The following is an 18,362-nucleotide window of genomic DNA, read 5'->3' as shown; positions in this document are numbered from 1 at the left end:
CGGGCCGTACGGTTCACGCCGCCCGGGGGACCTCACGTGGCGGGGCGAAGGGCGGCTCGGGGGAGACGGTATCGGGTACCTCCTCACGGCCCCCGGCGGACCGCGGGGGCGCCCAGTTCGCCGGCCCGGAGAGCCGGTCGAGGAGGACGGCGGGCCGGGTGGTCCCCTCCCTGCGAATGATCTCGAGGGTGACCAGGTCGGCCCGGCGGCGGTGACGGGCGACGACGACCCGGCGGGCGAAGCAGGCCGACTCCAGTTCCCCGGCGAAGGCGTCGAAGTCCTCCGCGCAGATCCCGGCCCGGGTGAGGATCAGCGCCTTCTCTCCGAGAGCCGTCGGGGTGATCCACAGGATGAGGGGGATCCGTCCCGCCGCCGTGTGCATGCCCGTCTCCAGGCACACCCGCTGGATGCGGTGCCGGGAGACCACGCACCACAGGTGGGCGCCGACCCGGTCGCGGACGGGCCGGAGGACGACGGCCAGCGAGACGGCGCCGGTCGCGACGAGGAAGGGACGCCAGTCGTCCTGCCCCAGGGCCGTGGCCGTGACGACGCCGGTCAGGAGGGCGGCGCACGCCAGGGTGATCTCCGTTCGCCACCGCCAGGCACGGACGAGCGGATTCGCCCCGCCGGGGGACGGCGCGGGCCCGCCCCGGTGGTGGGGGTTGTTGCGGGGGTTACGCGGCCACATCGTCCTCCACCTCCCCGGGCTTCGTCACGATCCCGATGCCACCTCCGGGGATGACCGTCACCTCACCGGTGAGGGCCTTTCCGGCTTCGGTCACGGAGGTGGCGCGGCCGGCCGCGAGCCGGTCGAAGCGGGGGTCCCGGTACGACCGGGCGCCGAACCCCTTCCTCGTCACGGTCCAGCCGAGCCTGTACGCCCATTCGTCCTGGTCCATGCACAGTTCACGGTCGGCCCGGTCGACGAGGTCGAGGACGAAGGCCTTGATTCCGTGAAGCCCGTTGATACGGTGGAAAGGCATGGGTTACTCCTTTTCGTGGCTGCGATGCGGAGTGCTTGTGTCAGCCGGGTCGGTGGCCGCCGACCCGGTTTTTCCATCCCCGAAGCGATGCGTGCGGACGCGACGGCGGAACGTCGCGATGATCCCCGTTGTCGTCCTGGCGGCCTCCCATGTCTCCTCGGTGGCTGAGGGCGGCGCCGTTGCCGTCGGAAGGCGCGGGTTCCGAAGGCCGCGCCCTGTGAGAGGCCCGCGGACCGCCTCACCGTGGGCTCGGTGGCTCCCCCGTCGGTCCTCTCGAAATCTTCCTGCTTCGATGGTCGCTCAGCACAGATTTGCCTGCAAGGCTTGGCGTAAGGAAAGAAGTAACAAACTTCTATAAATGCACTGCAATGATCCATGCAACTTGCACTACCATTCAGATCATCCCTGCTAGGGGCATTGACTCCATCCATCCGAGATGACGAGGAGACCGGGATGCCGGAGCGCGGCAGTCCCCCCCTCCGCCGGCGTCGCCTGGGTCTCGAACTGCGCCGGATCCGTGAGGACCGGGGCATGACCGGCGACGAGGTGGCCTTCCTGCTGAAGTGGTCGGCCGCCAAGGTCAGCCGCATCGAGAACGCCAAGACGCTGGCCAAGGAGGCCGACGTCCAGGCGCTCGCGAACGTCTACGAGGTGGAAGGAGTCCTTCGGGAGACGCTGATCGGCCTGCGCCGTGACGCCGAGTCGAAGGGCTGGTGGGAGAGATACGCCGCCTCCCTCCCCGATGACTACACGACGCTCATCGGGCTGGAGGCGGAGGCGACCGTGGCGCGGAACTGGGAACCCCAGGTCATGCCGGGCCTGCTTCAGACGGAGGCGTACGCCTGGGCGGTCAACGCGGTGGGCCAGCACGCGGGCCACGTCCCGCCGAGCAGGCTCCAGGACAGGGTCGAGGTGCGGAGAAGGCGGCAGGAGACCCTGCTGTACTCCGACGACCCGCTGACCCTCCTGGTCGTGTTCAACGAGTCCGTGCTGAGAAGCCAGTACGGCGACGCCCGCGTCATGCGGGACCAGCTCCACCACCTGATCGAGGTCTCGGAGCTGGAACACGTGGAGATGCGCGTCCTCCCCCAGAATGTTCCGCCGCCGGTGGCGACGGGGCCGTTCGTGCACCTCGCCTTCTCCGACTTCCCCGACATCGTCTACCTGGAGTCCCTCTTCGGGGGGCGGTACGTCGAGGACGCGGAGATGGTCTACGGGTACGAGCGGGCCTTCGGCCACCTCATGGAGCGCGCGCTCGACGAGCCGGCTTCGCAGCGGCTGATCGCGGAAACGGCAGGGCACTGGAAATGAGGATTCCGGTACATCGGCGGCTCGCCGGGTGCCGCCATCGGAAAGAACGAATATGGATGCGACAGATTTCGGCGCCGCGGCATGGAGGAAAAGCCGGAGGAGCGCTGTGAACGGCAACTGCGTCGAGGTGGCGCCGTTGGACGGGGGGCGCGTCGGCGTCCGTGACAGCAAGGACAGGTCGGGGCCTGTCCTCGTCTTCACCCCTGACGAGTGGGACGCGTTCGTCGGGGGGGTCAAGGACGGGGAGTTCGACCTCTAGCGAAGTCCGAAGCCGGTCCCGCTTCGGCGGGACCGGTCCCGGTGCCCGGAGGCCGGGGGCCGGGGGCCGCCTCACGCGATCACCCCGGATCACCCTGCCCGCGGGCGGGGCCGGGGAACGGAGGATCGGGGGGACGGAGCCGGAGCCGGCATCACGCGCCGTGCTCCCCGTCACGCCGCCGACGCCTTGCACGTTCTCGCGCGCGTGCTCATCCTTGAAGTCCTCGTGGTGTTCCCGGGGAAGGGGTTGGGTTTTGTCGCAGATCGACCTTTCAGCGGTGGCGTGGCGAAAGAGCCGGCAGAGCACTGTCAACGGGAACTGCGTGGAGATCGCACGTCTCCCGGGGCGGAGCATCGGGGTCAGGGACAGCAAGGACCCCGAGGGCCCCGTGCTCGTCTTCGGCCGGACGGAATGGGACGCCTTCGTTCACGGGGTGAAAGGCGGGCGGTTCGACCTCTGAGGCCGTACGGGACGGCGGTGCGGGGCGGCGGTGCTGGGCGGCCGGGCGAGGCGGCTGGGCGAGGCGGCCACTGGACGGCGGCCCGTCGGAGGCGCCGTCGGCACGCGGTCCGTACGTCACGCGCAGGGGGATACCGCCTCGCCCGCCCGCGGGCTCATCGGGCCTCAACGGGACGGCAGGCGGGGCACACGCCCCAGTAGATGACGTCCGCCTCGTCCACCAGGTATCCGGCGTCGGAGACGGGGGCCATGCACGGGGCGTGCCCGACGGCGCAGCCGACGTCGGTGACCCTTCCGCACTCCCGGCAGACGAGATGGTGGTGGTTGTCGCCCACCCGCGTCTCGTACCGGGCGGGGCCGCCGGGAGGCTCGATCCTCCGCAGGAGCCCGCCGCGCTGCATGGAGTGCAGGGAGTCGTAGACGGCCTGCAGGGAGACCTGGCCGACCCGCTCCCGCACGCCCCGGTGGATGGCGTCCACGTCGAGGTGGTCGCCGTCCCGCACGGTCTGCATGATCGCCAGGCGGGCCGCGGTCACCCGCAGTCCAGCCCGTCGAAGCCGGTCCCTGTCGTCCACGCGGCACACGCTGTGCCCCAAAACCGGAATCATTAAAATATTTGAGCCATGCAAGTTTTGAGGAGATGACACTCCATCGGCCGGGTTGTGCCGGATATGGCCTCTGGGGTGGCATCCTCGGATACCGATGGACATCTACCTCCCCCGCCGACTCGGGGCGGTCGCCGCCCTCGCCGCCGCCGCCGTGCTCTCCACGGCCTGTACGGCGGCGCAGTCGGCGTCCCCGGAACCCGCATCGACGCCGGACGTTGCGGAGAAGCCCGCCTCCTCGGCCCCGCCCAAGCCCGAACGCCGGCCGTACACCATCTCCTTCGGCGGTGACGTGCACTTCGAGGGGGTGCTGCGGTCCCGGCTGAACGCGAACCCGCAGACCGCGCTCGGCCCGATCGCCAAGGTGCTCAGCCGGTCCGACGTCGCGATGGTCAACCTGGAGACCGCGATCACCACCGGCGGCACCCCCGCTCCGGGCAAGCAGTTCACCTTCCGCGCCCCCGCCTCGGCGCTGACCGCGCTGAAGGCCGCAGGGGTGGACGTCGCCTCCATGGCCAACAACCACGGCATGGACTACATGGAGAGCGGCCTCACCGACTCGCTGGCCGCGATCCGGCGCGCCAGGTTCCCCGTGGTGGGCGTCGGCGCGACCGAGGCCCAGGCGTACAAGCCCTGGCGGACGACCGTGAACGGCAACCGGATCGCCGTCATCGGCGCCACCCAGGTGATGGACGCCGAGTTCATCCAGCCCTGGACCGCGCTCGGCGCCAAGGGCGGCCTGGCCTCGGCCAAGCGGGAGGACCGGCTGATCCAGGAGGTGCGCAGGGCGCGCCGTACCTCCGACACGGTGATCGTCCACCTCCACTGGGGCACCGAGCTGCAGAAGTGCCCCAACGAGGCCCAGCGTTCCCTGGCGCCCAAGCTGGTCGCGGCCGGGGCCGACGTGATCGTCGGCGGCCACGCGCACATCCTGCTCGGCGGGGGCTACCTGAAGAACGCCTACGTCAACTACGGCATGGGCAACTTCGTCTTCTACAACTGGGGTCCCCAGACCGGCCGGACCGGCGTGCTCACGCTGACGATCCAGGGGCGCAAGGTTCTGAAGGACCAGTGGACCCCGGCCACGATCCAGGGCGGCGTCCCCGTCCCGCTCACCGGCCCCGCCCGGCAGCAGGCACTGACCGACTGGAAGGGGCTGCGCGGCTGCGCGGGCCTGTCCGCCCGGCCCGGCCCCGCCACCGAGAGCTGACCGTACGGCGAGCCGGCCGTACGGAGCGCCCGCCGCGTGCGCCGTGGCAGGCGCGGCAGGCGCGGCAGGCGCGGAGGTCCGAGGGTCCGGAGGCCCGTCGTGTCGCGGGCCGGCCGCGGAAATCCGGTGATTGGCCGATACGGCCTGACCGGGCGGTGACGGAGGGGCAAGATGGGGGGATGTCCATCCTGCCTGCCGAGGAGCCCGGCGAGGCTCCGCTGCGCCGCCGGCCCGCCCAGCGGAGGAGCGCGCGACGTGTCGAGAGGATGCTCGACGCCTGTGCCGACCTGCTCGACGAAGTCGGTTACGAGGCGTTGACCACCACCCGCATCGCGGAGCGCGCCGGGGTCGCGATCGGTTCGATCTACCAGTTCTTCCCCGACAAACGGGCCATCGCCCAGGCGGTGACCCGGCGTCACGTGGAGGGTTTCATCTCCCGCATCGGCCGGCGCTTCCTGTCGGAGGAGTACGCCTGCTGGTGGGACGCCGTCGACGCGATCATCGACGAGTACGTCGAGATGCACCGGACCGTCCCGGGGTTCCGCTCCCTGCGGTTCGGCGACGTGGTCGACCTCAACCTGCTGGATCCCGCATCGGACAACAACGCGGTGATCGCGGGCCGGCTGCGCGGTCTCCTCCTCCAGGAGTACGGCATGGCCGACAGCGAGGAGCTCGACCTGGCCATCCTGATCGGGGTCGAGGCGGGGGACGCGGTGCTCAAACTGGCCTTCCGGCGCGACCCCGCCGGTGACCCGAAGATCGTGGCCGAGGCCAAGAGCCTGATCCGGGGTTACCTCAACCGCCAGTTCGCGGGGGCCTCGGCCTGAGCGGCCGGTCCTGGCGCCTCCGCCCGGAGGCCCACGCGATCCGCCGCCCACGTCCGGGGTCCGCGCGATCCGCCGTCCGCGTCCCGGGTCCGGCCGATCCCGGCGTGCCCGCCCGGAGGTCCGCGCGATCCGCCGCGCGTCTCACGAGGGCGGCCGGTCCGGGCGCACCTGCCCGGGTACGGCGGCGCGCTCCCGGTCCCGCCGTCCGCCGTGCCCGCGTTCGCGCGTCGCCGGCCTGCGCCGTACCTCGCCGTGCCTGCCGCCGGACCTCGCCGCGGACCCGGAGAACGCCCGGCCGGGGACGACCCCGGGCGGTACGGCCACCGGGTCCAGGGCCTCGACCGGCGCCGGGATGAGTCCGGCGCTCATCGGCGCGCCCCTCCGGCGGGGCTGCGGCTGGGCCATGACGGGGCAGGGGGCCGGCGCGGCGAGCGTCCGCAGCCACGACTCCTGGCGGGCCGGGGTGATGAGCCGCTCCTCGCGCAGCCGGTTCTCCAGCGCCATGAGCCTGCGGTGGGCCTGTTCGACCGCGTCGATCCTCGCGGAGAGGTATCCGGCGGACCCCGGGACGATCACCGAGAGGCCGAGCAGGAACGTCAGCGTGAAGGCGGTCTGCTTGGACATGCCCATCGCAGCTCCTTCGGACGAGGTCGCCTCTCGGGCCGGGATCGCCTGGCATATGCCCGATTTCCTCCAGAAACACGCAGACTGTAATTAATAATGCACAGAGGGTGGCATAACAAATACCTGCCGTTGTGCGGGCGAAGTCGAGCGTCGCTCGGTACTCTCGCGATGTGGCGTATGTGACACACGGGCAACTGCACCGGCTGCTTGAACAGGCACTTCTGGCCGACGATCACGAGAATCTCGCCCGGCGCCTGGAGGCGCTGGCCGAGGACGACGTGTCCGGGGACGTCTCGCGGGCGGCGATCCTCGTGCTCGCCGGCGAGGAATGGCGGCAGGCCGGTCAGCCCGCCCACGCCCTCGACTGCTTCCAGCGGGCCGTGGACGACGGCGGCGAGGTGGGCGCCGACCCCCGCGCGGGGATCGCCGACACCCTCTTCGAGCTCGAACGGCCCGACGAGGCACGCGAGGTGATCGAGGCGATCCGGCTCGGCGGCTGCACCCCGGCCACCGCGCTCACCGTCGCCGAGACCCTCGTCGCCTACGGCGACCTGCGGGAGGCCCACGTCTGGGCCACCGACGGGGCCCGGCAGGCGGCGGAGGGCAGCGGCGAGCACGCCGCGCTGCTGCGCACCCGCTATCGGATCCGGGTGGACCTCGGTCTGCCCGAGGACGACCTCGACGCGCTGCTGGACGCCTCCCGCTGACGCGAGAAGGGCCGCGACCCGCTTACGGGTCGCGGCCCTTCTCCGGGCGGCCGGGCATGGCTCCTACCGGAGTCTTCCGGCGGCCGGGCATGGCTCTTACCCGAGCTGGACGCCTCCGCCGAGGACGGTCTCCTCCGCGGTGGAGGCGTCGCCGTCCTCCCCGGAGACCCGGGTCTCGTCGTCGTCCGCCGCGGGCGTCTCCGCCGTCGTGGTGACCTCCCGCTCGACGAGCGTGACCTCCCGCTCGACCACTGCGGGCAGCTCGCCGACCGGGGTCGCGGCGTCCCCGGCCGAGGCCGGGAGCGACTCCCCGGTGCCGGTGCCCGCCTGCGCGCCGGGCAGCCCCGCGCCGGCGGACGGCGCGTCAGCGGACGGCGCGCCGGCGGTCCCGGCCTGGTCGGCGGCGCCGGTCGTGCCGGCGCCCGTGGAGACCGGCGGCGCCGGCCGCACCGGAACCGGAGCCCGGTCGAAGCGGGTGTCCGGGGTGGACGGCAGGCCGGGCAGGTCGGGCGCGGCGGGCAGCGGCCCGGCGGCCAGGTGCTCCACGACATGCTCCGCGGCCGCGGTCGTCCCCGCCGCGGTCTGTGCGGTCGCCGTCGTCTCCGTGACCCCTGCGGCCGCCGCATCCGGCCGCACGGACAGGCCCGCGCCCCCCGCGACGCCCGCGGCGTCGGTGAAGCCGGCCACACCCGACGCCTGCGACAGGCCCGGCAGGCCGGCGATCCGTGCGATCCGCTCCGCGCTCATCGGCGCGGCCCCGGCCTGTCCGCCGAAGACCACCGGGACGCCCGTCGGGACGAACACCGGGACGCCCGACGGGATGACCGCCACCCGCGTGCCGGCCGTGTCCTGACAGCCAGCCACGGCCGTTCCGGCGGTCCCGGCCGTCCCGGGCGCCGCCACCGCGACCCCGGCCGCCGGGGACGTCTCCGGCCCGGTCGCCGCGATCCCGGTCACCCGGGTCCCCTCCGGTGCGGTCGCCGTGACCCCGGCGACCCCGGCCGTGCCCGTGGGCGTCTCAGCCCCTCCAGGCCCCTCGGGCCCGTACGCCGCCGAGCCGTGGCAGGCCGCGGCCGAGGCCGGGACCGCCCCGAGCCAGGACACACCGGCTGGAGAGGTCGACAGCCACGTCACGCCGGCCGTGAGCGTCGCCACCGCGAGGATGCCCTGGATCTTCCGTGATGGGTTCATCATGCACGTCCCCCTGTCGTTCGTTCTCGTGCCGGACGAGTGCCGAACGTATCCAGCGGGGGCCGCACCCGGGGCGGGCTTCACCCAACGGTGGTGAAGCCCTTACCGTCGCCGGGCAACGGTGGTCATGCCCTTACCGTCGGCGAGACCGTCAGGGCGTCGTTGCCCTCGGCCACGTCCACCGTGACCTCGTCGCCGTCCTGGACCTTCCCGGCCAGAACCTCCCTGGCGAGCTTGTCGCCGATCGCGGTCTGCACCAGGCGGCGGAGCGGGCGGGCGCCGTACAGCGGGTCGTAGCCGGTGAGCGCCAGCCAGTCGCGCGCCGCGGGGGTCACGTTCAGCGCGATCCGCCGGTCGGCGAGCCGCTTGGCCAGATGCGCCACCTGGAGGTCCACGATCTTCGACAGCTCCTCCATGCCGAGCGCGTCGAACATGATCACGTCGTCGAGCCGGTTGAGGAACTCCGGCTTGAACGCGCCCCGGACCGCGTCCATCACGGCCTTGCGCTGGGTCTCCCGGTCCAGCTTCGGGTCCACGAGGAACTGCGAGCCCATGTTGGAGGTGAGGATCAGGATCGCGTTGCGGAAGTCGACCGTCCGGCCCTGGCCGTCGGTGAGCCGTCCGTCGTCGAGCACCTGCAGCAGGATGTCGAAGACCTCCGGGTGGGCCTTCTCGACCTCGTCCAGCAGCACCACGGTGTACGGCCTGCGCCGCACGGCCTCGGTGAGCTGGCCGCCCTCCTCGTAGCCGACGTAGCCGGGCGGGGCGCCGACGAGCCGCGCCACGCTGTGCTTCTCGCCGTACTCGCTCATGTCGATGCGGACCATCGCCCGCTCGTCGTCGAACAGGAAGTCGGCCAGCGACTTGGCCAGCTCCGTCTTGCCGACGCCGGTGGGGCCGAGGAACAGGAAGCTGCCGGTCGGCCGGTCGGGGTCGGAGATGCCCGCGCGGGCCCGCCGTACGGCGTCGGAGACGGCCTGGACGGCCTCGCCCTGGCCGATGAGCCGCCTGCCCAGCTCGTCCTCCATCCGGAGCAGCTTGGCGGTCTCGCCCTCCAGCAGCCGGCCCGCGGGGATGCCGGTCCAGGAGGAGATGACCTGGGCGATGTCGTCCGGCCCGACCTCCTCCTTGACCATGGCGCTCTCCGGCTGGGCGGCCGCGCTGGCCTCGGCGAGCTCGGCCTCCAGCCTGGGCACCTCGGCGTACATCAGCCGGGAGGCGGCCTCGAAGTCGCCGTCGCGCTGCGCCCGCTCGGCCGCGCCGCGGGTCTCGTCGAGCTGCTTCTTCAGGTCGCCGACGCGGTTCAGGCCGGCCTTCTCCCGCTCCCAGCGGCCGACCAGGGCGTTGAGCTCCTCCTGACGGTCGGCCAGCTCCTTGCGGAGCCGCTCCAGCCGCTGGAGGCTGCTCTCGTCGGTCTCCTTGGCGAGGGCCAGCTCCTCCATCTTCATCCGGTCGACGTTCCGCTGGAGCTGGTCGATCTCCACAGGGCGGGAGTCGATCTCCATGCGGAGCCGGGAGGCGGCCTCGTCCACCAGGTCGATCGCCTTGTCCGGCAGGAACCGGGAGGTGATGTAGCGGTCGGACAGCGCGGCGGCGGCCACCAGCGCGCCGTCGGAGATCTGCACCTGGTGGTGCGCCTCGTAGCGGCCCTTGAGCCCGCGCAGGATCGCGATGGTGTCCTCGACGGTGGGCTCGCCGACGTACACCTGCTGGAAGCGCCGCTCCAGCGCGGGGTCCTTCTCGATGCGCTCGCGGTACTCGTCCAGCGTGGTGGCGCCGATCATCCGCAGCTCGCCGCGCGCCAGCATCGGCTTGAGCATGTTGCCGGCGTCCATGGCGCCCTCGGCCGCGCCCGCGCCGACCATGGTGTGCAGCTCGTCGATGAAGGTGACGATCTGGCCGTCGCTCTCCTTGATCTCGCTCAGCACGGCCTTGAGGCGCTCCTCGAACTCGCCGCGGTACTTCGCGCCGGCGACCATCGCGCCCAGGTCGAGGGAGACCAGGCGCTTGTCGCGCAGGCTGGAGGGCACGTCGCCGGCGACGATGCGCTGCGCCAGGCCCTCCACCACGGCGGTCTTGCCGACGCCGGGCTCGCCGATGAGCACCGGGTTGTTCTTGGTCCGGCGGCTGAGCACCTGCACGACCCGGCGGATCTCCGAGTCGCGGCCGATCACCGGGTCGAGCTTGCCGGCCCTGGCGCGCTCGGTCAGGTCGACGCCGTACTTCTCCAGCGCCTGGTAGGTGTCCTCGGGCGTCTCGCTGGTCACCCGGGCGTGCCCGCGGACCTTCTCGAACGCCTCCAGCAGCGCGTTCGGGGTGGCGCCGCGCGACTTCAGCAGCTCGGCGACCGGCCCGCCGTCCGTGGCGAGGCCGACCAGCAGATGCTCGGTCGAGACGTACTCGTCCTCCAGCCGGCGCGCCCGCTGGGCCGCGGTGTTCAGCACGGTCAGCAGCTGCCGGGAGCTCGACGGGGCGCTGACCGTGGCGCCCTGCGCCTTGGGCAGGGCCGCGAGCTGCTTCTCGGCCTCGGTGCGAAGCTGCTTCCAGTCGGCGCCGACCGCCTCCAGCAGCGGTACGGCGGTGCCGCCGGTCTGGGAGAGCAGCGCGGTGAACAGATGGGCCGGGGCGACCTCCGGGTTGCCCTCGGCGGCGGCGCGCCTGATGGCGGCGGAGACCGCCTCCTGACTCTTCTGCGTGAGCTTGTAATCCATGGCTATCGCCCAACTCCGTTCAGGCGTTCTGTACCGCGCCGGGGCACGGCGCGGCGAAAGATCCCCCCGGCCCTCGTTCGTGGAGTGTCAGGCGGGTGGCAACTGGTATCGGATCAGCGCACGGATCATGGTCGTCTCGGCGCGGAGGCGGTGGTTCTCCTCGCGCAGCCGCATCGCCTCGTTCTCGAGCGCCAGTATCCGCTTTATGCCCGCGAGGTTGATGCCCTCCTCCTGGGAGAGCCGCTGGACCTCGCGGAGCATGACGATGTCGCGGGTGGAGTACAGGCGGCCGCGGCCGGCCGTACGGCCCGGACTGACCAGGCCGAGACGGTCGTACTGCCGCAGGGTCTGCGGGTGCAGGCCCGACAGCTGGGCGGCCACCGAGATGACGTAGACGGGGGTGTCGTCCGACAGATCGAAGTAGTTGGCTTCCATGGCTACTCGCTTCTGGCCTGTTGGATCAGCTCGGCCCGCGGGTCGCCTCCCGTGGTGGCGTCGCGGAACTCCTCCAGTGCGCCCCTGGCCTTGTCCTCCAGGTGCTGGGGCACCAGGACCTCGACCGTGGCGAGCAGGTCGCCCTTGGTGCCGTCCTTGCGGGTCACGCCTCGGCCCCGCACCCGGAAGGTCCGGCCGTTGGGGGTGCCCTCGGGGATGCGCAGCGTCACCGGCATCCCCTTGAGGATGGGCACCTTGATCTCCGCACCGAGGGCGGCCTCGGTGAAGGTGACCGGGACGGTGACCGTGAGGTTCTCGCCGGTCCGGCCGAAGACCGCGTGCGGCTTGACGTGGACCTGGACGTACAGGTCGCCGGCCGGGCCGCCGTTCTCGCCGGGGGCGCCCTTGGCCTTGATCTTGATGCGCTGGCCGTCGGCCACCCCGGCGGGGATGCGCGCCTGGATCGTGCGGGTGCTCTTGCCCCGGCCACTGCCCTCGCACACCGGGCACGGGTCGTCCACCAGCAGGCCGCGGCCCTTGCAGTCACGGCACGGCTCGGAGAAGGCGAAGTTGCCGAGGTTACGGCTGGCCGCGCCGGTGCCCTCGCAGGTCGGGCAGACCCGCGGGGTGGTCCCGGCCTTGGCGCCGGTGCCGCCGCACGCCGTACAGGCGGAGGAGCTGGTCAGCCGGAGCGACACGGTGGTGCCCTGGACGGCCTCGGTGAACGAGAGCGTGACCTCGGACTCGACGTCCTGGCCGCGCCGTGCCCTGGTGGTGGTCCCGCCGGTCCGGGGGGCGGTGCCGCCCCGGTTGAACAGACCCCCGAACAGGTCGCCGATGCGCTCCCCGGTGCCCTGCTGGGTGCCGCCGAACAGGTCACCCAGGTCGAAGGCGAAGCCGCCACCACCGCGGGAGGCCCCCCCGCCCCCCGGGTAACCGCCGAGACCCGACCCGAACAGCGCCCGCGCCTCGTCGTACTCCTTGCGGCGCTTGGTGTCGGACAGGACGTCGTAGGCCTCGGAGACGTTCTTGAACTTCTCCTCGGTCTCCGTCTTGCCCTGGTTGGCGTCCGGGTGGTACTGCCTGGCCAGCTTCCGGTACGCCTTCTTGATCTCTTCGGCGGTGGCGGTCTTCGGCACACCAAGGACGGCGTAGTAGTCCTTCTCCAGGTAGTCCTTGGTGCTCATCGCTTTCCTTCTCGATCAAAGGGAATGGGGGTGTGTTCAGTTGTCGCCCGCGCCGGCCGCGTCGCCGGAGGAGGGCTCCTCGGGCTCGGCGACCGCGACCCGGGCGGGCCGCAGCACGCGCTCACCGATCCGGTAGCCCGGCTGCAGGATCTCCACGCAGGTCGGCTCGGCCACGTCGGGTGAGTAGCTGTGCATCAGCGCCTCGTGCACCGTCGGGTCGAACGGGTCGCCCTTGACGCCGAAGGCGCTCAGTCCCAGCTTCCCCGCGACCGCCTCCAGCGACTCGCTCACCTTGGCGAAGCCGCCGGTGAGCTCCCCGTGGTCGCGGGCCCGGCCGATGTCGTCGAGGACCGGCAGCAGCTCGGACAGCACGCCGGCCACCGCCTGCTCCTTGACCATGGCCCGGTCGCGGTCGACCCGCTTGCGGTAGTTGGAGTATTCGGCCTGGAGACGCTGGAGGTCGGCGGTGCGCTCGCCGAGCTGGACGGCCAGCTCGGCCGAGGCCAGGCCGTCGGCCGCGGCGGAGGCGGCCTGTCCGGCTCCACCCGCCTCCCCCGCCTGTGCCGCCCGCTCGGCCTGCTCACGCTCGGCCTGGCCGCGTGCCTCTCCGGTCTCCGGATCGATCTTGCGGTTGTCGCGGATCACCGGCTCCTCCCCGGAACCGTTCTCACGCGTGTTCACGCTCGCGCTCCCCTCGGATCACGGTCCGTCACTTCGCGCCGTTGTCGCGCTTGGGCTCTTCGTCCACGATCTCGGCCTCGACCACGTCCTCGTCGGCCTTCTGGCCGGACGCGTCCCCGGCACCGGCACCGGCGGCGGCGCCGGCCGCCTCGGAGCCCTGCGACTGGGCGTAGATGGCCGAGCCCATCTTCTGGCTGACCGTGGCGAGCTTCTCGGCGGCGGTCCGGATCACGGCCGTGTCGGTGCCCTCCAGGGCCTTCTTCAGCTCGGCGACGGAGTCGGTGACCTCGGTCTTGACGTCGTCCGGGACCTTGTCGGAGTTCTCGCTGAGGAACTTCTCGGTCTGGTAGACGAGCGAGTCCGCGTTGTTGCGGGTCTCGGCCTCCTCGCGGCGCCGCTTGTCCTCCTCGGCGTAGGAGTCGGCCTCGCGCATCATGCGCTCGATGTCGTCCTTCGGCAGCGCGGAGCCGCCGGTGATCGTCATCGTCTGCTCCTTGCCGGTGCCGAGGTCCTTGGCGGAGACGTTCACGATGCCGTTGGCGTCGATGTCGAAGGTGACCTCGATCTGCGGGATGCCGCGCGGCGCCGGGGCGATGCCGGTCAGCTCGAAGGTGGCCAGCTTCTTGTTGTACGCCGCGATCTCACGCTCGCCCTGGTACACCTGGATCTGCACCGACGGCTGGTTGTCCTCGGCCGTGGTGAAGACCTCGGAGCGCTTGGTCGGGATCGTGGTGTTGCGCTCGATGATCTTGGTGAAGATGCCGCCCTTGGTCTCGATGCCCAGCGACAGCGGGGTCACGTCGAGCAGCAGGACGTCCTTGACCTCACCCTTGAGCACACCGGCCTGCAGGGCGGCGCCGATGGCGACGACCTCGTCCGGGTTCACGCCCTTGTTGGGCTCCTTGCCGCCGGTCAGCTCCTTGACGAGCTCGGTGACGGCGGGCATGCGGGTCGAGCCGCCGACGAGCACGACGTGCGCGATGTCCGCGACCTTGATGCCGGCGTCCTTGATCACCTGGTGGAACGGGCCCTTGCAGCGCTCGAGCAGGTCGGCGGTGAGCCGCTGGAACTCGGCGCGGGTGAGCTTCTCGTCCAGGTGCAGCGGGCCCTCGGCGGAGGCCGTGATGTAGGGCAGGTTGATGCTGGTCTCGGACTGGCTGGACAGCTCGATCTTGGCCTTCTCCGCCGCCTCACGCAGACGCTGGAGGGCCATCTTGTCCTTGGACAGGTCGACGCCGTGGGCGTTCTTGAACCGGTTGACCAGCTCGTCCACGACGCGCTGGTCCCAGTCGTCGCCACCGAGGTGGTTGTCGCCGCTGGTGGCCTTGACCTCGACGAAGCCGTGGCCGTCCTCCTGGCCGACGTCGAGCAGGGACACGTCGAAGGTGCCGCCGCCGAGGTCGAAGACCAGGATCGTCTGGTCCTGGTCCTTGTCGAGGCCGTAGGCGAGCGCCGCGGCCGTCGGCTCGTTGATGATGCGCAGGACGTTCAGGCCCGCGATCTGCCCGGCCTCCTTGGTGGCCTGGCGCTGGGCGTCGTTGAAGTAGGCCGGAACGGTGATCACGGCGTCGGCGATCTTCTCGCCCAGGTAGGCCTCGGCGTCCTGCTTGAGCTTCTGCAGGACGAAGGCGCTGATCTGCTGGGGGGAGAACTTCTTGCCGTCGATCTCCTGGTTCCAGTCGGTGCCGATCTCGCGCTTGACCGAGCGGATCGTCCGGTCCACGTTGGTGACGGCCTGCCGCTTGGCGACCTCGCCGACGAGGACCTCGCCGTTCTTCGCGAAGGCGACCACGGACGGCGTGGTCCGAGAGCCCTGAGCGTTGGCGATGACGGTGGGCTCACCGCCCTCGAGGATCGAGACGACGGAGTTGGTCGTCCCCAGGTCGATACCTACCGCACGTGCCATGAGTACGTCCTTGTAGTCAAAGTTGAGTCTGTCGGACTCATACTGGGGTCTCGAGTGACGTTTGTCAAACGACTTGAGTCTACGTCGCTCAACCTTTCGGCGCGTGAAAGCATTCCCGATCTCCGGGGAACAACGGGCGGTCCGTCACCCGGACATGGCGTAGCCACCGATCCACCCGCCAAACATCGAGCGGGAAGATCGGTGGCTGGATTCCGTGGGGTCAGCGCGCCCCGTCGATGACCTTGCGCTTGCCCAGGGGGGCCTTGAGCTTGACGGTCGTCACCTTCTTGACGGCGATGTCGATGCAGGCGACGTTCTGCTTCCTGCTGCTCGGGCCCTCCCAGAGCGTGACGGTCACCCGCCGGGACGTCTCCTTGACGCTCACCCGGTCGAGGACGGAGCAGGGCTCCACCCCCGACCACCAGACGACCCGCAGGCTCCGGCCGTCCTTGGACGGCTTGGCCGTGAGCCACCTGGCCTTGCGGGGATTGACGGTGTGGCCCTCGGGCCTCACCGGCATGGGCGTGCCGTGCGTGGGCTCCGTACGGGGTGCCACGGGCGGCAGGGTGTGCGAGACCGGCTGAGAGGGGCCGGTGACCGTTCCGGCGCCGTGCCCCGCCGGGGCGTTCGCGGTGACGGAGGCCGCGGTGTCACCCTGCTCGACGCCGCAGGCCGCGGCGAGCAACAGGCTGCCGGCCAGGAGAGAGGTCGTGATCGTCCGCATACCCCTACAACGTCCCGGTCGCCGGACCGGTTCACGGAGACCGTTCATCCCGCCACGCCGCTCCGCGGGCGGCCCTCCCCGGGGAGGACGCTCCGGTCGGGTCGCACGCCGCCCGGTGCCATGCGGGCGGACCCCTTAGGCTGGGGATTCACTTCCCCCGATGGTCCTCTCACGCTAGGTGCGCCGAAATGATCGCGATTCTGGGAACCGGCAAGATGGGCGAGGCCCTGCTGTCCGGGCTGATCCGGGCCGGGGCCGGGCCGGACGAGGTGCTGGTCACCGCGCGCCGCGCCGAGCGCGCCGCGGACCTCAGGGAGCGGTACGGCGTGCAGGTGGTCTCCAACGCCGAGGCCGCCAAGTCCGCCGACACGCTCATCCTCGCGGTCAAGCCCCAGGACATGGCCGCCCTGCTGACGGAGATCGCCCCGCACGTCCCGGGCGACCGCCTGGTGGTCACGGCGGCGGCGGGCATCACCACCTCCTTCGTGGAGTCCCGGCTGGGCGGCGAGATCCCGGTGGTCCGGGTGATGTCCAACACGCCGGTGCTGGTGGACGAGGCGATGAGCGTGATCTCGGCGGGCTCCCACGCCTCCGAGAGGCACCTGGAGCTCACCGAGAACCTGCTGCGGCCGGTCGGCAAGGTGCTGCGCATCCCGGAGTCGCAGCAGGACGCCGCGACCGCGCTGTCCGGCAGCGGCCCGGCCTACTTCTTCTATCTCGTCGAGGCCATGGTCGACGCGGGCATCCTGCTCGGCATGCCCCGCGCCGCGGCCCTCGACATGGTCACGCAGTCGATCGTCGGCGCGGCCATCATGCTGCGAGACTCCGGGGAGCACCCGGTGATCCTGCGCGAGGCGGTCACCTCCCCGGGCGGCACCACCATCTCGGCCATCGCCGAGCTGGAGCGCCACAGCGTCCGGGCGGCCTTCCTGGCGGCCATCGAGGCCGCCCGCGACCGCAGCCGCCAGCTCGCCGCCGGCTGACCGGCGCCCCGCAATACCCGACGGCCCGCCGTACCCGCCCGCCTGCCGACCGGGCGCCGGCTGACCGGCGGCCCGCCGTATCCGCCCGTCCGTGTGCCGCCGTACGGCCCGCGTTCGCGCCGCGGCCTCGTGGCGGCCGGGGTGTGGGGCGAATAAATATGGATATTTCGCTTAGATGAAAAGCGTTCGCTCCTCCGGAGCATCCGTACCGGTCCCCGCCCGCCGGGGTGCGGTAGCGTCGGCCGGAGCGGGGGCACCCCGGGGATGCGCGGCGTCGCCGCGCCCGGCGGGGGAGAACCCGTGAGCGAGCAGCCCGTGAGCGAGAGCGGAGGGCGGCCCGGGGAGCGCGGCGGTCCGCGCACCAGGCCGGCGAAGGAGGAGGACCCGTGAGCCGTTCCGTGCGGGTCGTCTGGGACGACGCCCTCACCTCCTACGACTTCGGTCCGGGGCACCCGCTCGCTCCCGTGCGGGTCGAGCTGACCATGGCCCTGGCGCGGGAGTTGGGCGTGCTGGACGCGGTCGAGGTGACCGGCTGCGCACCCGCCACCGACGACGAGCTGGCGCTGGTCCACACGCGCGACTACATCGAGGCCGTCAGGCGGGTGTCCGCGACCGGACGGCCCGACCTGTTCCACGGGCTCGGCACCGAGGACAACCCGGCCTTCACCGGGGTGCACGAGGCGTCCGCGCTGATCACCGGCGCCAGCCTGGCCGCCGCCCGCGCGGTCTGGACGGGCGAGGCCGAGCACGCGGTGAACGTGGCGGGGGGCCTGCACCACGCGATGCCCTCCGCCGCGAGCGGGTTCTGCGTGTACAACGACCCGGCGGTGGCCATCGCCTGGCTGCTCGATCAGGGTGCGACGAGGGTCGCCTACGTCGACGTGGACGTCCACCACGGCGACGGCGTCCAGGCGGCGTTCTACGACGACCCCAGGGTCCTGACCGTCAGCCTGCACGAGAGCCCGAAGACCCTCTTCCCCGGCACGGGCTTTCCCGGGGAGACCGGGGCGGAGGGCACGGCGGTCAACGTGGCGCTGCCGGCGGGCTGCGGCGACGGCGGCTGGCTGCGGGCCTTCCACGCGGTGGTCCCGCCGCTGCTGAGGGAGTTCGCCCCCGAGATCCTGGTCACCCAGCACGGCTGCGACAGCCACGCGCTGGACCCGCTGGCCCACCTGATGCTCAGCCTGGACGGCCAGCGCGCCGCCTACGCCGCGCTGCACGAGCTGGCCCACGAGACCGCGGGCGGGCGCTGGGTCGTCACCGGGGGAGGGGGCTACGAGCTGGTGCAGGTCGTGCCCCGGGCCTGGACGCACCTGCTGGCCGAGGTCGCGGGCCGGCCGCTCGACCCGGCCACCGCCACCCCGCCGGAGTGGCGCAGGGTCACCAAGGAGCGGACGGGTCAGACGGCGCCGCTGACGCTGACCGACGGCAGGAAGCCGGAGTTCGCCGACTTCTCCGCCGGATACGACCCGGCGGATCCGATCGACCGGGCCGTCATGGCCACCAGGAAGGCCGTCTTCCCCCTCCACGGGCTGGACCCCCTCCCGTGACCCGGCCGG

Annotated in this window: 19 protein-coding genes; 8 read left to right on the top strand and 11 right to left on the bottom strand. The window is 71.8% G+C overall.

Annotation, left to right across the window (positions count from 1 at the left end; all coding sequences use genetic code 11):
• Nucleotides 1–13: 13 nt before the first annotated feature.
• Nucleotides 14–688: a hypothetical protein gene (locus ACFYSC_RS25890; protein ID WP_389966600.1), complete on the bottom strand. Its 675-nt coding sequence runs from the start codon at nucleotides 686–688 to the stop codon at nucleotides 14–16.
• Nucleotides 675–983, bottom strand: a complete 309-nt coding sequence (locus tag ACFYSC_RS25885) for a hypothetical protein (protein ID WP_389966597.1) — start codon at nucleotides 981–983, stop codon at nucleotides 675–677. The genes ACFYSC_RS25890 and ACFYSC_RS25885 overlap by 14 nt, the downstream gene beginning before the upstream one ends.
• 453 nt (nucleotides 984–1,436) lie before the next feature.
• Between ACFYSC_RS25885 and ACFYSC_RS25880 the strand changes: the two genes are divergently transcribed.
• The 3 genes from ACFYSC_RS25880 to ACFYSC_RS25870 are packed head-to-tail and all read left to right on the top strand — an operon-like array spanning nucleotide 1,437 to nucleotide 3,013.
• Nucleotides 1,437–2,294, top strand: a complete 858-nt coding sequence (locus tag ACFYSC_RS25880) for a helix-turn-helix domain-containing protein (protein WP_389966594.1) — start codon at nucleotides 1,437–1,439, stop codon at nucleotides 2,292–2,294.
• A 52-nt stretch (nucleotides 2,295–2,346) separates the two neighbouring features.
• Complete coding sequence (locus tag ACFYSC_RS25875; RefSeq protein WP_362938899.1) at nucleotides 2,347–2,553, top strand: DUF397 domain-containing protein; 207 nt, start codon at nucleotides 2,347–2,349, stop codon at nucleotides 2,551–2,553.
• On the top strand, nucleotides 2,456–3,013 hold the full coding sequence (locus ACFYSC_RS25870) for a DUF397 domain-containing protein (protein ID WP_389966591.1): 558 nt from the start codon (nucleotides 2,456–2,458) through the stop codon (nucleotides 3,011–3,013). Before ACFYSC_RS25875 ends, ACFYSC_RS25870 begins: the two co-directional genes overlap by 98 nt.
• A 154-nt stretch (nucleotides 3,014–3,167) precedes the next feature.
• Here ACFYSC_RS25870 and ACFYSC_RS25865 read toward each other — a convergent pair whose 3' ends face one another.
• A complete protein-coding gene (locus ACFYSC_RS25865; protein ID WP_389966588.1) occupies nucleotides 3,168–3,587 on the bottom strand; it encodes a Fur family transcriptional regulator in 420 nt (139 codons plus the stop codon).
• Nucleotides 3,588–3,714: 127 nt separating this feature from the next.
• Here ACFYSC_RS25865 and ACFYSC_RS25860 point away from each other — a divergent pair, with 127 nt between their 5' ends.
• A complete protein-coding gene (locus ACFYSC_RS25860) occupies nucleotides 3,715–4,827 on the top strand; it encodes a CapA family protein (RefSeq protein ID WP_362938890.1) in 1,113 nt (370 codons plus the stop codon).
• Nucleotides 4,828–5,006: 179 nt separating this feature from the next.
• A complete protein-coding gene (locus ACFYSC_RS25855) occupies nucleotides 5,007–5,654 on the top strand; it encodes a TetR family transcriptional regulator (RefSeq protein WP_389966585.1) in 648 nt (215 codons plus the stop codon).
• A gap of 141 nt (nucleotides 5,655–5,795) precedes the next feature.
• On the opposite strand, the gene ACFYSC_RS25850 is transcribed toward ACFYSC_RS25855, so the two are convergent.
• A complete protein-coding gene (locus ACFYSC_RS25850; RefSeq protein ID WP_389966582.1) occupies nucleotides 5,796–6,278 on the bottom strand; it encodes a hypothetical protein in 483 nt (160 codons plus the stop codon).
• Between the two features lie 170 nt (nucleotides 6,279–6,448).
• Between ACFYSC_RS25850 and ACFYSC_RS25845 the strand changes: the two genes are divergently transcribed.
• The gene (locus ACFYSC_RS25845; RefSeq protein WP_362938882.1) at nucleotides 6,449–6,985 is read left to right on the top strand and encodes a hypothetical protein; all 537 of its coding nucleotides are present in this window, start codon (nucleotides 6,449–6,451) and stop codon (nucleotides 6,983–6,985) included.
• A 96-nt stretch (nucleotides 6,986–7,081) separates the two neighbouring features.
• On the opposite strand, the gene ACFYSC_RS25840 is transcribed toward ACFYSC_RS25845, so the two are convergent.
• The 7 genes from ACFYSC_RS25840 to ACFYSC_RS25810 all read right to left on the bottom strand — a co-directional run bounded on the left by ACFYSC_RS25840 (nucleotide 7,082) and on the right by ACFYSC_RS25810 (nucleotide 15,820).
• Nucleotides 7,082–8,179 (bottom strand): hypothetical protein, encoded by a 1,098-nt coding sequence (locus ACFYSC_RS25840; RefSeq protein ID WP_389966578.1) that lies wholly within the window; start codon nucleotides 8,177–8,179, stop codon nucleotides 7,082–7,084.
• A 122-nt stretch (nucleotides 8,180–8,301) separates the two neighbouring features.
• Nucleotides 8,302–10,887: an ATP-dependent chaperone ClpB gene (gene clpB, locus ACFYSC_RS25835; protein ID WP_389966575.1), complete on the bottom strand. Its 2,586-nt coding sequence runs from the start codon at nucleotides 10,885–10,887 to the stop codon at nucleotides 8,302–8,304.
• A gap of 87 nt (nucleotides 10,888–10,974) precedes the next feature.
• Nucleotides 10,975–11,322, bottom strand: coding sequence for a heat shock protein transcriptional repressor HspR (locus tag ACFYSC_RS25830; RefSeq protein WP_389966572.1), 348 nt, complete (start codon nucleotides 11,320–11,322; stop codon nucleotides 10,975–10,977).
• A 2-nt stretch (nucleotides 11,323–11,324) separates the two neighbouring features.
• Complete coding sequence (gene dnaJ, locus ACFYSC_RS25825; protein ID WP_362938870.1) at nucleotides 11,325–12,509, bottom strand: molecular chaperone DnaJ; 1,185 nt, start codon at nucleotides 12,507–12,509, stop codon at nucleotides 11,325–11,327.
• Nucleotides 12,510–12,545: 36 nt separating this feature from the next.
• Nucleotides 12,546–13,190: a nucleotide exchange factor GrpE gene (gene grpE, locus ACFYSC_RS25820; protein ID WP_389966568.1), complete on the bottom strand. Its 645-nt coding sequence runs from the start codon at nucleotides 13,188–13,190 to the stop codon at nucleotides 12,546–12,548.
• Between the two features lie 28 nt (nucleotides 13,191–13,218).
• Nucleotides 13,219–15,096 (bottom strand): molecular chaperone DnaK, encoded by a 1,878-nt coding sequence (gene dnaK, locus ACFYSC_RS25815; protein WP_389966565.1) that lies wholly within the window; start codon nucleotides 15,094–15,096, stop codon nucleotides 13,219–13,221.
• A 220-nt stretch (nucleotides 15,097–15,316) separates the two neighbouring features.
• Entirely contained in the window at nucleotides 15,317–15,820 is a 504-nt protein-coding gene (locus ACFYSC_RS25810) for a hypothetical protein (RefSeq protein ID WP_389966562.1), read from the bottom strand.
• Nucleotides 15,821–16,008: 188 nt separating this feature from the next.
• Here ACFYSC_RS25810 and proC point away from each other — a divergent pair, with 188 nt between their 5' ends.
• Both proC and ACFYSC_RS25800 read left to right on the top strand, forming a co-directional pair.
• Entirely contained in the window at nucleotides 16,009–16,803 is a 795-nt protein-coding gene (gene proC, locus ACFYSC_RS25805; RefSeq protein WP_389966559.1) for a pyrroline-5-carboxylate reductase, read from the top strand.
• 386 nt (nucleotides 16,804–17,189) lie between these two features.
• Complete coding sequence (locus tag ACFYSC_RS25800; RefSeq protein ID WP_389966556.1) at nucleotides 17,190–18,353, top strand: acetoin utilization protein AcuC; 1,164 nt, start codon at nucleotides 17,190–17,192, stop codon at nucleotides 18,351–18,353.
• The last annotated feature ends 9 nt before the right edge of the window (nucleotides 18,354–18,362 follow it).

It is taken from the genome of Streptosporangium sp. NPDC004379, assembly GCF_042873875.1.
In the GTDB taxonomy this organism is placed as follows: domain Bacteria; phylum Actinomycetota; class Actinomycetes; order Streptosporangiales; family Streptosporangiaceae; genus Streptosporangium.
Note: the sequence above shows the minus strand (reverse complement) of the source record. Positions and strands in the feature narration are given on the sequence as shown.

Coding starts and splice junctions, on each gene's coding strand:
- ACFYSC_RS25875 (WP_362938899.1), top strand. CDS start 2,347: ATGGATGCGACAGATTTCGGCGCCGCGGCATGGAGGAAAAGCCGGAGG.
- dnaJ (WP_362938870.1), bottom strand. CDS start 12,509: ATGAGCACCAAGGACTACCTGGAGAAGGACTACTACGCCGTCCTTGGT.
- ACFYSC_RS25880 (WP_389966594.1), top strand. CDS start 1,437: ATGCCGGAGCGCGGCAGTCCCCCCCTCCGCCGGCGTCGCCTGGGTCTC.
- proC (WP_389966559.1), top strand. CDS start 16,009: ATGATCGCGATTCTGGGAACCGGCAAGATGGGCGAGGCCCTGCTGTCC.
- ACFYSC_RS25855 (WP_389966585.1), top strand. CDS start 5,007: ATGTCCATCCTGCCTGCCGAGGAGCCCGGCGAGGCTCCGCTGCGCCGC.
- ACFYSC_RS25890 (WP_389966600.1), bottom strand. CDS start 688: ATGTGGCCGCGTAACCCCCGCAACAACCCCCACCACCGGGGCGGGCCC.
- ACFYSC_RS25860 (WP_362938890.1), top strand. CDS start 3,715: ATGGACATCTACCTCCCCCGCCGACTCGGGGCGGTCGCCGCCCTCGCC.
- clpB (WP_389966575.1), bottom strand. CDS start 10,887: ATGGATTACAAGCTCACGCAGAAGAGTCAGGAGGCGGTCTCCGCCGCC.
- ACFYSC_RS25810 (WP_389966562.1), bottom strand. CDS start 15,820: ATGCGGACGATCACGACCTCTCTCCTGGCCGGCAGCCTGTTGCTCGCC.
- ACFYSC_RS25830 (WP_389966572.1), bottom strand. CDS start 11,322: ATGGAAGCCAACTACTTCGATCTGTCGGACGACACCCCCGTCTACGTC.
- dnaK (WP_389966565.1), bottom strand. CDS start 15,096: ATGGCACGTGCGGTAGGTATCGACCTGGGGACGACCAACTCCGTCGTC.
- ACFYSC_RS25850 (WP_389966582.1), bottom strand. CDS start 6,278: ATGTCCAAGCAGACCGCCTTCACGCTGACGTTCCTGCTCGGCCTCTCG.
- ACFYSC_RS25885 (WP_389966597.1), bottom strand. CDS start 983: ATGCCTTTCCACCGTATCAACGGGCTTCACGGAATCAAGGCCTTCGTC.
- ACFYSC_RS25840 (WP_389966578.1), bottom strand. CDS start 8,179: ATGATGAACCCATCACGGAAGATCCAGGGCATCCTCGCGGTGGCGACG.